Here is a 13,550-nt window from a genome sequence, read left to right on the forward strand (position 1 = left end):
ATCGGTATTTGGATTATCAGTTATGAATTCTATAGTCTGCTGAGAGTGTTATTAAGAGTTGATGAGAGAGCAATTGTTAGACAATTACAACTTCAAATTTTAACTGTTAATTAAGTCTGCCAGTAAGAACAAAGTATATGTTGATGGTTTGGTAGTTGCTCTGATTGGCTGAACCTAAATACGAGATGACATAAATTATCCGTTTTTCCAGTTCCAGAGCGATTAGCGTTCGTCGTACCCCTACGGGGAAGCAAGCTACGCGTAGCGTCTCGCAGACAAGACGTTGGCGCAGCCATCGCCTGTTTTTCCTTATTCCTCTTACTGCATTATTTGTCTATTTTGTCAATGTGTAAGTCCTGTAGATAATCAAATTACTGTAATAATTATTCAAAAATCTTAATTATTAAGTATAATTTTCATTAACAGGAGGTTACTACATTGATGTCACTTGAGTATGGATTTTATAAAAAAACACTGGATGGACGCTACAAAATCCTAAAAAAGCTAGGTGAAGGCAGCTTTGGTGAAACCTACTTGGCTAGAGATGAGAAACGTCCTAGCAAACCTTTATGTGTAGTGAAGCAACTCAAGCCAAAGCATAACCATCCAAAAGTACTAGAACTCTTTGAGCAGGAAGCAGTGATACTGGAGAAGTTGGGCGAACACCCTCAAATTCCCCGGCTTTTGGCTCACTTTACTATACACAATCAACTGTACATTATTCAAGATTACGTGGAGGGACACACCCTCAGAACAGAACTAGGGCGCGGAAAGCCACTTACAGAAAGCAATGTCATCAAGCTATTGCAAGACATTTTAGAAGTGCTGGTCTTTGTTCATCAAAACAATGTTATTCACCGAGATATCAAACCCGAAAATTTGATGCGGTGCAAACAGGATGGCAAGCTCTTTCTGATAGACTTTGGCTCTGTGAAAGAGCTTAGCACTCTCTCAATGGATTTTGAGAGGATAATTCGTACCACCGTATTCATTGGTACTTTAGGCTACATGCCTTTTGAGCAAGCCAGGGGTAAGCCTCGCCTATGCAGTGATATCTATGCTCTAGGAATGATCGGCATTGAAGCCTTAACAGGAATTTCTCCCTATCTTTTGCCAGAAGATTCTAGTACTGGGCAACTCTTCTGGCGCGATCGCGTACAGCACGTAAGCGATCGCCTGGCCGATGTTCTAGACACAATGGTATGTAACGACTGCAATTTGCGCTATCCATCAGCAGTGGAAGCATTGCAAGCACTGACTGCAATTAAAGTATTACCGCCATCGCCTTGGTTGCAATCATCTTTATCACCGCGATCGTTCAACTTCAACTCAATGGTCAGTTCACAATCCGGTCTCGATGTTGAGTTTGATCGCAGTGAGTTAGAGACTGCAATCCTACCTCTAAAAAAATTTGAGTTTGCGATCGCCACTGTTTCAGGGAAAAGCTCGTTTGCCTCCACACTCACTTGTGACATCACCCATAGTCGTGGATCGGGGCTATGCTTTATCGAAGAACTGGGCAATAGCATCGCCTTAGAAATGGTTTCTATTCCTGGTGGGCAATTTCTTATGGGTTCTCCCGACAATGAACGAGAACGATTTGATTCTGAAAGCCCACAGCATCCTGTGACAGTCCCATCCTTCTTTATGAGTAAGTTCCCAGTTACTCAGGCACAATGGCAAGCAGTCGCAATGCTTCCCTCAATCAACCGCGATCTCGAACCTGAACCCGCTAATTTTAGAGGGGCAAACCGTCCAGTAGAGCAAATTACTTGGGATGATGCCGTAGAGTTTTGTGCGAGGCTGTGTCAGAAAACAATGCGAAACTATCGATTGCCTAGCGAAGCCGAGTGGGAATATGCCTGTCGTGCCGGAACTACTAACTCATTTCATTTTGGTGAAACTCTCACTCCTAGCTTGGCAAACTATAGCCACAGTAACAACTCAAGCTATGGTGCTGGCTCCCACGGGTCGAATTATGGGCAAACAAGCCCAGTAGGCTCTTTCCCGGCAAGTGCCTTTGGGTTGTACGATATGCACGGCAATGTGTGGGAATGGTGCGCGGATCGCTGGCACGAAAATTATGAAGGCGCACCTTTGGATGGTACTGTGTGGTTGGATAGCGATGACGATCGCTCTCGTCTGGTTCGAGGTGGTTCTTGGAAAAGTTCTGCGAAGTTATGTCGATCTGCATACCGCAGTTGGAATCCTCGAGATGGTCGGGGCAATCTCCTGGGTTTTCGGGTTGCAGTTTCTTTGTAAAATTGTCAGTTGTTAGAGTTAGTGATTTCTTCCACTCCCCTGCTTCCCTACCCCTCTGCCCCTCTGCTCCCCTGCCCCTCTGCCCCCCTGCCTCCTACTCCTCTTCCTGCACATCTTGGGCAATTGCTGCCAACTCAGCTAGGGATTGAGCTACTGTTGCAGCTTGTTCTGATGTCTGATCGGCGATACTCGCAACTTCTAAAATAGCTTGGCTGGCAGCAGTTGAAGTTTCTAATTGATTTTCAGCCGCTTGGGTAAGTTCTTCAACCAGTGCGTTTACCTGGTCACTGATAGCGTTAATTTGATTGAGTATTTGCTGAGTTCCGTCTGCTCTTTGAGTAAGAGCGATCGCCTCTTCCTTTCCAGTCTCTATTAACGCCACCACCTCGTTATTTGCTGTGTCAATATCTGCAACCAAGGATGGGAATTCTGCAATATTGACTTCCAATTGCTGTGCCAGAGACAGGATTTGCTCGGTGGTTGCAGTAAACTCTCGATGTGCTTCGCTAGTACGGGTTGTGACCAGTGCAAGCTTCATCGTATGCAACTTGATTTGTGACACAACTTTACTCAGTTGGCTCACTCCTTGGGAGAGCTTTTGAGAAGGCTGGTCTAAGCACTTAGCCCTAACAGCAGCTTCCGCAATCGTGACTCGAATTGCAGAAATGCTTTCTAAAATCTGGTTTATGCCCTGCTGCCCATCTTGTACTGTTTGGTTGAGTTGCTGCTTTTGGGGTTCAGCTTGTTGGGCACACAGAAGCATTTCCCGAGTTGAATTAGTCAATGCTTGAATTTGATTATAGGTAGATGTCACATACTTTATCTGGCTCAATGTCTCAGAACAGAGACTTTCCACAACAGTTTCGCTACCCTGCACCAGTTCTGATACTTGATGCTGGAGTACTTGTTTTTGTTGATTCTGCTCGTTTAAAGCTGATTCAACAGAATCATACGCCTGCTCCATCTGATTTAAGAGCCTAGCATGGTCGAGAGCAAATCCCACCTGCATAGCTAATTGAGCAAATAAATCGATTTCAAACTGCTGCCACTCCCTAGGTACAGCACACTGGTGAGCAATTAGCAAGCCAAACAAGCGGTCATCTTTGAGAATCGGTGCTACCAAATTTGCCTTGACTGCAAAAGGTTCGAGTTGGCTAATGTGACAAGCACTCAATCCTGCTTCATAAATGTTGTTAGTGGCTTGCACTCGCCCGGCTTGATACTGTTCGACATAGCCCTCAGCGAAACAAGGGTCTTTGATGTTGGCTCGCAATGCTTTGGGAAAGCCTGGCAGTACAGCTTCAGCAATGACTGTGCCATACCAGTTGCTGTCAAAACCATAAACGATGACTCGGTCAGTACCAATTGCTTTGCGAATTTCGTTGACGGTGGTTTTGAGGACATCTTCTTCGCTGAGCGATCGCCGAATTTTGCGAGTAATGTCCGCAAGTAACTGGGTTCGCGTCCTCTCAGTATCAATCCGCTGGAGCAGTCTGGCATGGTCGAGAGCAAATCCCACCTGCATGGCTAATTGAGCAAATAAATCGATTTCAAACTGCTGCCACTCCCGCGGTGCAGCACACTGATGGGCAATCAACAAGCCAAACAAGCGGTCGTCTTTGAGAATCGGTGCTACCAGGTTCGCCTTGACTGCAAACGGTTCCAATTGGCTGATGTGACAACTACTCAGTCCGGCTTCATAAATATTATTGGTGGCTTGCACTCGACCTGCTTGGTATTGCTCGACATAGCCTTCGGCAAAACAAGGGTCTTTGATGTTAGCTTGCAATGCTTTGGGAAAGCCTGGAAGTACAGCTTCAGCAATGACTGTGCCATACCAGTTGCTGTCAAAACCATAAACGATTACTCGATCGGTACTAATTGCTTTGCGAATTTCGTTGACGGTGGTTTTGAGTACATCTTCTTCATTGAGCGATCGCCGAATTCTCCGAGTAATATCTATGATTAATCGGGCTTGGTCGGCTCTGGTGTCTATCTGTTCTAAAAGCTGGGCATGTTCCAGGGCAAATCCTACTTGCGTGGCAATTTCGGCGAACAAATCAATCTCAAACTGTTGCCAAACACGGGAGGTGGCACACTGATGCCCAATCAGTAAACTGAATAGCTGATTATCTTTAATAATGGGGGCGATTAAATTTGCTTTAACGGCAAATCGCTCCAATAATCCTATGTGACAATCCTTGAGGTTAGCTTGATAAATATCATCAATCGCTCGGACGCGTCCTTGGCGATATTGTTCGACGTACTCACCCTCAAAACAGGGATCGGAGACGGTCGCCCACAAGGTCTTAGGCAAACCAGATGCTGCTGCTTCTTCTATAAACGTTCCACTGCCATTGGAGTCAATACGAAAGATAGCCACGCGGTCTAGCCTAAAAGCTTCACGCACTTCTTCAACAGTTGTTCTGAGAACATCTTCTTCAGATAGTGCTTGGCGAATGCGACGAGTAATATTGATTAATATCTGGGATTGCCCGGCCTCAACTTCTTGTTTCGAGAGCAACTCTGGCAACTGTTGTTGTAGTAGGTTAATGTTTGTCTCTAAAGCGACTAGTTCGTCTTGACCAACAACGCGAAGTTGAGTCCTGACTTCCTCTAGCTGTAATCTATTAACTAAAGCGTTAGATTTCTTGGCAGCAGAAAGAACTCGACGAGTAGCACGATTTGCTATCAAAGCGGCGATCGCTCCTGCCGCTACAGCCATTACCCCAGTGTTTAGCAACAGAGATGAGCGGTATTTGTTGAGCGCCAGGTCAACTTCTGTGGCAGCTGCGGCACTTGTAAGTTTTGCTTGGGTAATTTGCTCAGTTATGGACTGACTGCCAAGGTAGTTAGCTATGCCAACTGTCAGCACTGGCAGTATAGTCAAGGCGATCGCCCAAGCAGTTGTTTTCGACTTCAAGCTCCATTGTTGCCTAGGCCTCAGTGACTTTGGACTGCTAGAGGAACTGTTGAGCTTTGTCATACACCTACCGAATTCTAACTTAGTCAAATGCTAACGTACACTACTAAACCACTGAGTAATGCCTTGGGCTAAAGCTTTTGCCATCTTCTTTTGTTTTGCTGGGTTTACCACCTCCTCAAATTCATTGGGATTGCTCATAAAACCCAATTCCAGCAACACTGATGGCGCAGCTGCCGGACGTGTTAGTGCCAAGTTATCCCATAACACACCATAGGAAGGTCTGCCTAGCTTTTTAACGACATAGTTATGCAAAAACATTGCTAAATTGTGGGCTTGGGGATGATACCAAAAAGCTGCAAATCCCTTGGTTTTTTCAGCATCGCCATCATCAGGTAAAGAGTTGTGATGAATAGAAATCGCGATCGCTGGTTCTTGTTGACTAATAATAGCTTGACGTTCTGGCAGAGAGAGATCCTTGTCAGTGTCTCTAGTCATCACCACCGTTGCTCCTTGCTGCACCAACTCGTCGCGCAGTAACTTTGATACTGTCAAGTTAATATCTTTTTCTAAATACCCAGTCGGCCCCGCAGCACCAGATTCTTTACCGCCATGACCTGGATCGAGTACAATTTTGATACCAGATAAAGGCTTTGGTCTTTTTTGCCCAATTGCAGGCGGATGACGCAAAGCCAAAACCAGGGTTGTACCGTCGTATCTCAGCTTATATCCCCACTGTTGAGCTTTTTTGAGGTTAAAGGTGTATTGTGCCTGTCCTGGAGCTATTTGTTGCCAATCCAGGCGAGAAATTAGTGGGTCATCATCCAAACGAATAATATCTGTTTGGGCAGTGGTGTTGTAGAGTGTGAGGGTGATATTACGCTCACCTTGCTGCACGCTGACAGGTACAGGAACTTGCAGCGGGAAAACTATCTCTGTGGCATTGGAGAGTTGACGGTATCCGACACTGCGAATAATTGTGCGTGGCGGAACTGCACCTGGTAAGAGGCGAGTCTCATTACTATTTATCCAAGCTCCATAGTCTAGGCGTAACCATTCACCTTCCCTACCTGTAACTGCTGCCCGTGTTCCTTTAGGCAGTGGGGTGAGTCGAGAATAATCGGTACTGGGGCCAGTGCGAGCAACGCCTGAGTCTACTGCTACCTCAGCAACTGGCAACTGTGCGGGTGAGAGGATTTGAATTTTGCCAGTCCCTGGTTGAGTTATTGTCTTGCCATTGAGCGTCAGTTGAAACTGAGGTTGTCCCAAATCTACTTCTTTAGTTGAATTAGGGACAACAGCACCAGAGTAGATGTTGTTACCGTAAATTAAGGTTAAGACATTAGTATCAGGTTGTGGAACCGTAGTGCAACCCTCATACTTTCCTGCGGTAGACTGGGCAGTAGGCTGATTTCGTCCCGTGAGGGCTGCCAAATTATTTGGTAATTGTGCCTGCTGAGGCTGGAGCGAAAGTGGAACAGTTTGATTAGCCAGATTAACAGAGACACTGGCATTGGGGGGTGCGATCGCGCTAAAACAAATTAGTTCTCCAGGTAGTCTGGCAATATCAGATGCTGGCGTGAGAGAACCTTTAGCAAAGGCTAACCCCTGTGGTAACTCAGCCTGAGTGGAAACCCTAATCACCTTAATCTGAACTTCTTGATTTTGGTGACGCACAGTAAAGAGATTCTCTCCCAACTGCAAAGGTAAACTTGGGGAAAAATGCCCGGCCTGACTGCGAGTAATTGGCTTACCATTGATCAGAACCTGACCATCTGTTGGTGCTGTGCCAAGAAAGAAGATTTTTTCCGCACTCGTCTGGTAGTTTGTCTGGGGAAAAACAACTACAAGAGATGACTCTGCCAATGCTACAGAGGAGGTGGCAATACAGCTTAATACTACTAATCCTAGAAGTTTTTTCACGGCAAAATCACAGAAGATTTACCACAGTGACTGTGGCACAATGACCAAGATAAGGATGAAGACCAAAGTGTCAAGGATGAAGGATAAATTTTATACTTCAAACTTCAGACTTCAAACTTCAGACTTCACACAGATGTACTTTGAGAAGTTGCTAAAAAATTCAAACTACTATGACTAAGTTTATCTTTGTCACTGGAGGTGTAGTTTCCAGTATCGGCAAGGGCATTGTAGCAGCAAGCCTGGGACGTTTACTCAAATCGCGGAATTATTCGGTGTCGATTCTGAAACTCGACCCTTACATTAACGTCGATCCAGGTACGATGAGTCCCTTTCAGCATGGAGAGGTGTTTGTTACTGAAGATGGTGCTGAGACAGATTTGGACTTGGGGCACTACGAACGTTTTACCGATACCTCTATGTCCCGGCTGAACAGTGTTACCACTGGCTCGATTTACCAAGCGGTAATCAATCGAGAGCGTCGTGGAGACTATGATGGCGGCACAGTGCAGGTGATTCCCCACATCACCAATGAAATAAAAGAACGGATTTTATTGGTTGCCAAAGATACTAATCCATCTGTAGTAATTACAGAAATAGGTGGTACGGTGGGAGATATTGAATCGCTGCCATTTTTGGAAGCTATCCGCCAGTTGCGTAAGGAAGTAGGACGGCAGAATGTATTGTATATGCACGTCACCTTAGTGCCGTGGATTGCCTCTGCTGGTGAAATGAAAACTAAGCCGACGCAGCATTCGGTAAAGGAACTCAGATCCATTGGTATCCAACCGGATATTTTAGTTTGTCGGTGCGATCGCCCCATACCTGTGGGATTAAAACGCAAATTGTCAGAATTCTGCGATGTTCCCGAAGCATGTGTAATTACATGCCAAGATGCCAGCAGTATTTATGAAGTACCGTTGATTTTAGAACGGCAAGGACTAGCACAGCAAGCGCTAGAGTTGTTGCACATGGAACAGCGGCAACCAAATCTGGTGCAGTGGCAAACCATGGTGGATCGATTGTACAGTCCCAAATACACTGTAGAAATTGCCATTGTCGGCAAATATGTCAGCTTAGGAGATGCCTATCTTTCTGTAGTCGAAGCACTGCGTCATGCTGCCATTGCTACTCACGGCGATTTGCGCTTACGTTGGGTAAACTCAGAAGATTTGGAGACTGAACCAGGTGAAACTTATCTGGCTGGTGTAGATGGTGTGCTTGTGCCAGGAGGTTTCGGTGTTCGGGGAGTAGACGGCAAAATTGCCGCAATAAAATATGCCCGCGATCGCCAAATTCCTTTCCTAGGTTTATGCTTGGGTATGCAATGTTCCGTGATTGAATGGGCCAGGAACGTAGGCGGATTAACAGGTGGTAACAGTGCTGAATTCGACCCCACCACCAACTATCCAGTAATTAACTTGTTGCCAGAACAACAGGACGTAGTTGATTTAGGCGGCACAATGCGCTTAGGACTATATCCTTGTCACATTCTTCCCAACAGTCTAGCTTTCAAGCTGTATCAAGAAGAAGTAGTTAACGAACGGCATCGTCATCGGTACGAGTTCAACAATAATTACCGCCAGTTATTGTTAGATTCTGGTTATCTGATCAGTGGTACTTCCCCCGACGGACGCTTAGTTGAAATTGTGGAATTTCCCCAACATCCCTTTTTTATATCTTGCCAATTTCATCCAGAGTTTAAATCGCGTCCGAATAACCCTCATCCTTTATTTAAAGGGTTTATGCAAGCCGCGATCGCCCGTACCCATCCAACCACTGGCTTACAAACTCCTGTGGAGGTATCTTGATAAATTCAAAAGTCAAAAGAAATTTTTTGATTTTTGAATCGACGCACAACAACATTAACTTAGAACTTGAGTAAATTTTGACATACAGGGTGACTATCTTTCATAAACTTCGGACTTAAGGAGATGTTGTGGCGTACTGGGTGAAAATCCTTTACGAGAGGAAAGAATATGTAGTTAATTTCGACAGTGTTAATGCTTTTTGTTACGAACAGAATGGCAGGGTTACCTTTTGGTTGCCCGATAGTGCTATTCCAATTGTGATCAACCCACAAAATAACCTGGACGACTATCAAAAAGTTCTGAATTATCTAGAATGCGTTACTGGCTTAGAAATAGAAAATGCTCACTGGGTAAAAATCATTTATGAAAGAAATGAATATGTAATTAACCTTACCTGTATCAGTTCCTTTTGTCAGGAATCTAATGGCAGGATAACTTTTTGGTTGCCTGATGGCACTATCCCAATCATTATCAACCCTGTGAGTAATCCAGATTCTTATGAAAAAGTTTTACAATTCGTTCAGAAAGCAACAGGATATTCTTTTTCTTAAAATTCCCGTCTAGTTGGTATTATAACTGCTCGCTTCACCAATAGCGTATAATCTAATATCTTAAAAGGTGTTGCCATGCCAACTTCGCTGCACCCACCATTCCCGCCGAGTTGCCCAATTCTGCTGGCAAAATTTGTAAACCCAGACGAGATGTAGGCATAACTCGCTTCTCAATTTCTGCCTTAACGGCTGGGAAGAAAAATTCAAAACTAGCACTGACACCGCCACCAATCACGATCGCTTCTGGTGTCAGGACATAAATCAAACTGGTCAAGCCAACGCCCAAATAGATACCATATTCTTGCCAAAAAGTCAAAGCATTAATATCTCCTGCTTCAGCAAGAGCGCCCAATTCCGCTGGTTCTCTCCCTGTGCGGCGACGAATAGCCATCACCGAGGCATACTGTTCCAAAGAGCCTTGATTGCCACTGTTACATATTGGCCCATGAGGGTTGAAGGAGATTAAACCCAATTCTCCAGCTGCTCCTTGACATCCTGTAAACAGTTTGCCATCCAGGATAATCGCACCACCAACCCCAGTCCCCAAAGTCAGCAGGATAAAATTTTGAAAGCGGCGACCAGCTCCCAACCAAGCTTCTCCCAGACCCGCACAGTTAGCGTCGTTAGCAACAATGGTAGGTTTGTCAGTTTTAGCTTCTAACCAGTCTGCTAAAGGGACATCATGCCATCCTGTCAAATTAATGGCGATTTTAGCAATGCGTCCTGTGGCATCCGCAGGGCCAGGAGTACCAACAGCAATAGCAATAGTTTGATTATCTGGGTCAACTTGAGCGATCGCATCTACCATGACAGCTGTAACTGCTTCTGGTGTCGCAGGTTGGGGGGTTGGTACAGTCAGACATTGCAAGCAAGTACCATCTTCGTTGAATCGTCCCAGCTTAATCGCTGTTCCCCCCAAATCAATGCCAATTACTTCAGGTTTAACCACAATTGCACATCCGAAACATTCAGGTATTTATACTATGGCTGAGATGGGGAGGCAGGGGACGAAAAATCATACCTGACGACTGACCATTGACTCATCCTCAATTACGAATTAGTACAAGTTACCAGAATTTGTGGCTCTTTAGCTACTTGAGAAAGGCGACCCCCTTGGTGGTGTTGGAGGGCGATCGCTCAAGTTACAAAAGTGCTATTCATGAATAATGACAGTAGTTTACTTCCGTTTTTCCTGAAAGTAACTCTCTGGTTCACCCGAACGCACGGATGCAAGTCGCAAATTAGTGACTCTGTATGAAGTTACATCCACTTGACCTTGCCAAATTGTCACTGGTGTACCTCGTAAGATACCAGAAAGGGCGACGGAAAGCATGAAGCCGCCAGCAGCAGCGGCGATTAAAGAAAGGTTATCTTTCACACAAATCTCTCAGTAACAACTACAAAAAATATTTAGACGACGAAACAGTTTTTTGGTGTCCTTTGTCAGCGGTCGGCAGAAAAGAAAAAACCGATCGCTGACTGTTGACTATTTCCGGATTCCATTTTCTCGCCGTAATCGGGGATTGACAAATTCATTTAGCCCCTCACCAAGTAGTGATAACCCTACCACCATGAATGTCATTGCTAAACCGGGGAAAAGCGTAGTCCACCAAATGCCTGTGGGTAGTGCTTCTAGAGCTTGTTTTAAGTCATGTCCCCATTCTGGCACTTCTTCGGGAAGCCCTAGGCCTAAAAAGCCCAAGCCGCCTAATACTAAAATCGCATCGGCGGCGTTAAGGGTGAATAGTACGGGTACGCTTTGAATGACGTTGAAAAATAGATATCGAGAAAGCACAATCCAGGTGGAAGCGCCCATTGCTTGCGCCGCTTCGATGAAAACTTCAGTTTTCACGCTCACAGTGTGGTTGCGGACAACGCGGTAATATTGAGGGATGTAAGCAATGCTAATGGCGATCGCAGCATTCAAGATTCCCCGCCCCACTACAAATGCTAGCGTTACCGACAGCAGTAGCCCTGGTAGGGTGTAGATGCTATCCATCAAAAACAGCAACATCTTATCTAATCTCCCGCCGAGATAGCCACTCACCATGCCTAATGGCACACCAATAATCATACTCAGCGCTGTTGCTAAGATTACAACTTGCAGCGCCGCTTGAGCGCCGAATATCGTGCGGGAAAATACATCATGCCCCAAACGACTTGTACCGAACCAGTGTTGGGCTGATGGCGGATTCTGAATTGGATTAGAAAGAAATTCCTTCGGGTTTTGCAGCCATCCCCAAGCCTGAAATACAGGTGCAAAGAAAGCCAGGAAGATGAAAAACAGAGTAATTGCCAACCCAATCAGCATTAATTTTTGAGAAAGGTTGGAATTTTTGGGAAGTCGTAAAAATGTTGGCAGCTGAAGTTTGGTAATGGTCATGAGCGATCGCCTGCATCAAGCAAGATACGCTGACCATTGTACATATGGGAGTAAGGAGTGGCGAGTGGGGAGTAGGAATTGGAAAAATTCTTTCCAATTCCCCAATCCCGATTTCCCACTCCTAGAGATTACTTTCAATTAGCTGGCGGTACTCGCTCTTTTGCTTAACGCCTTTGACTTCCTTCAACAGTTCCTTATTTTTGAACAATTGAATTGTCGGCGTTCCAGTGACATTAGCATTTTCGGCAATATCGCGGTCTTTATCGATGTCAATTTCCACAAAGTGAATTTTGCCGTCGAATTCATCCACTACTCTATTTAATATGGGCTTTAAGGTATGGCAAGGGCCGCAACCAGGAGATACATATTTAACAAGGAGTGGGCGATCGCTTTCGTGGAACAGCTTCCGCAATGCGTAACCCCCTTCATGGCGTGTCGCCTGCAAATTAAATCCGGCTTCTTCTTCGGCTTCAGTTTTTCTTGCGGCTTGCTGATGTTCTAATTCATTAACTGGTGTCTCTGGCTTTTGATGGAATTCTTGTATCAAACCATTGGACGACAACCAACGTTCTGCCAGCATCGCCGCCATACAGCCAGTACCAGCAGCTGTAATTGCCTGACGAAACTCATGGTCCTGCACGTCACCAGCGGCATAAACGCCCTCTACACTTGTTTCCACAGAACCAGGCTTGGTGATAACGTAACCCACTTCATCTAGTTCTAGTTGCCCCTTAAATAGAGAAGTGTTGGGAGTGTGACCAACAGCGTAGAATAATCCTTTAGCGTCCAGTTGGCTCTCTTCACCAGTTTTGGTATTGCGGATTTTCACCCCTTGCATATGACCGTCACCGAAAATATCCACGGCTTCTGTGTTCCAATGCACCTGGATTTTCGGATTATTCAAAACCCGGTCTTGCATAGCTTTAGAAGCCCGCATTTTATCGGAGCGCACTAACATATTTACCTTAGAACCATACTTGGTAAGGTAAATTGACTCTTCCGCCGCTGAGTCACCAGCACCAATGACAGCCAGTTCTGCACCGTGGAAAATTGGTGTCGCACCATCGCAAATTGCACAAGCCGAGATACCCCGACTCCAAAACTCATGTTCGTTAGGTAAACCCAGACGCTTTGCCGTGGCACCAGTCGCAATAACCAAGCTATTGGTTTTAACTTCCCTTTCTTGCGATCGCACGGTAAAAGGACGCTGACTTAAATCAACTGATATCACATCCTCAGTATATAATTCAGCCCCCCAGCGCTCTGCTTGCGCCTTCATTTGATCCATCAGTTCCGGCCCGGTAATGCCTTGGGGAAACCCAGGAAAGTTCTCTACTTCCGTCGTTGTCATTAATTGCCCACCAGGCAACCCCCCGGCTTGGAAACCTTCAAATACAACGGGTTTCAGGTTAGCTCGTCCTGCATAAATAGCGGCTGTGTACCCTGCTGGCCCAGAACCGATAATCACCAAGTTTTCTACAGTCGGGTTAGTCATGACAGTTATAAATGAACTCATAACGACTACGCTTAATATAACATAATAAATTGCGATCGCCAATTGGAAAGATGAGGAATGGCGCGAGAGCGATATCTTCTGGAGCGATCGACGCTGCATTTAGCTTGCTTCCCTGTAGGGAGGGATACGACAAGCCACTTCAATATCTAGGAAGTTTCTTGCGGAAATTACTGAGATTAAATTT

At 45.4% G+C, this 13,550-nt stretch carries 9 protein-coding genes; 3 read left to right on the forward strand and 6 right to left on the reverse strand.

Translation table 11 applies throughout. The features are described from left to right. Nucleotides 1–441: 441 nt before the first annotated feature. Nucleotides 442–2,262 (forward strand): bifunctional serine/threonine-protein kinase/formylglycine-generating enzyme family protein, encoded by a 1,821-nt coding sequence (locus tag RMY31_RS30745; RefSeq protein WP_322658281.1) that lies wholly within the window; start codon nucleotides 442–444, stop codon nucleotides 2,260–2,262. 94 nt (nucleotides 2,263–2,356) lie between these two features. Here the strand turns inward: RMY31_RS30745 and RMY31_RS30750 are convergent, their stop codons facing one another. Continuing rightward, complete coding sequence (locus RMY31_RS30750) at nucleotides 2,357–5,185, reverse strand: GAF domain-containing protein (protein WP_322658280.1); 2,829 nt, start codon at nucleotides 5,183–5,185, stop codon at nucleotides 2,357–2,359. Between the two features lie 93 nt (nucleotides 5,186–5,278). Next, nucleotides 5,279–7,108, reverse strand: a complete 1,830-nt coding sequence (locus tag RMY31_RS30755; protein WP_322658279.1) for an N-acetylmuramoyl-L-alanine amidase — start codon at nucleotides 7,106–7,108, stop codon at nucleotides 5,279–5,281. Nucleotides 7,109–7,278: 170 nt separating this feature from the next. On the opposite strand from RMY31_RS30755, the gene RMY31_RS30760 reads away from it, so the two are divergent. Both RMY31_RS30760 and RMY31_RS30765 read left to right on the forward strand, forming a co-directional pair. Then, nucleotides 7,279–8,916 (forward strand): CTP synthase, encoded by a 1,638-nt coding sequence (locus tag RMY31_RS30760; RefSeq protein WP_322658278.1) that lies wholly within the window; start codon nucleotides 7,279–7,281, stop codon nucleotides 8,914–8,916. 128 nt (nucleotides 8,917–9,044) lie between these two features. Beyond that, on the forward strand, nucleotides 9,045–9,467 hold the full coding sequence (locus RMY31_RS30765; protein WP_322658277.1) for a hypothetical protein: 423 nt from the start codon (nucleotides 9,045–9,047) through the stop codon (nucleotides 9,465–9,467). Nucleotides 9,468–9,519: 52 nt separating this feature from the next. Here the strand turns inward: RMY31_RS30765 and RMY31_RS30770 are convergent, their stop codons facing one another. From RMY31_RS30770 to trxB, 4 genes are all read right to left on the reverse strand, one after another. Beyond that, nucleotides 9,520–10,416 carry an ROK family protein gene (locus RMY31_RS30770; protein WP_322658276.1) on the reverse strand — a complete coding sequence of 299 codons (897 nt, stop codon included), beginning with the start codon at nucleotides 10,414–10,416 and terminating at the stop codon, nucleotides 9,520–9,522. A gap of 228 nt (nucleotides 10,417–10,644) precedes the next feature. Continuing rightward, nucleotides 10,645–10,845 carry a hypothetical protein gene (locus tag RMY31_RS30775; protein ID WP_322658275.1) on the reverse strand — a complete coding sequence of 67 codons (201 nt, stop codon included), beginning with the start codon at nucleotides 10,843–10,845 and terminating at the stop codon, nucleotides 10,645–10,647. A gap of 108 nt (nucleotides 10,846–10,953) precedes the next feature. After that, entirely contained in the window at nucleotides 10,954–11,850 is an 897-nt protein-coding gene (locus RMY31_RS30780; protein WP_322658274.1) for an ABC transporter permease, read from the reverse strand. 121 nt (nucleotides 11,851–11,971) lie between these two features. Next, nucleotides 11,972–13,366, reverse strand: coding sequence for a thioredoxin-disulfide reductase (gene trxB / locus RMY31_RS30785; protein ID WP_322658305.1), 1,395 nt, complete (start codon nucleotides 13,364–13,366; stop codon nucleotides 11,972–11,974). Between the last annotated feature and the right edge of the window lie 184 nt (nucleotides 13,367–13,550).

It is taken from the genome of Dendronalium sp. ChiSLP03b (assembly GCF_034531165.2).
GTDB classification, from domain to species: Bacteria; Cyanobacteriota; Cyanobacteriia; order Cyanobacteriales; family Nostocaceae; genus Dendronalium; species Dendronalium minutum.

What these genes read in the sequence shown, in the direction of transcription:
- RMY31_RS30780 (WP_322658274.1), bottom strand. Translation starts at nt 11,850, where the DNA reads ATGACCATTACCAAACTTCAGCTGCCAACATTTTTACGACTTCCCAAA.
- trxB (WP_322658305.1), bottom strand. Translation starts at nt 13,366, where the DNA reads ATGAGTTCATTTATAACTGTCATGACTAACCCGACTGTAGAAAACTTG.
- RMY31_RS30745 (WP_322658281.1), top strand. Translation starts at nt 442, where the DNA reads ATGTCACTTGAGTATGGATTTTATAAAAAAACACTGGATGGACGCTAC.
- RMY31_RS30760 (WP_322658278.1), top strand. Translation starts at nt 7,279, where the DNA reads ATGACTAAGTTTATCTTTGTCACTGGAGGTGTAGTTTCCAGTATCGGC.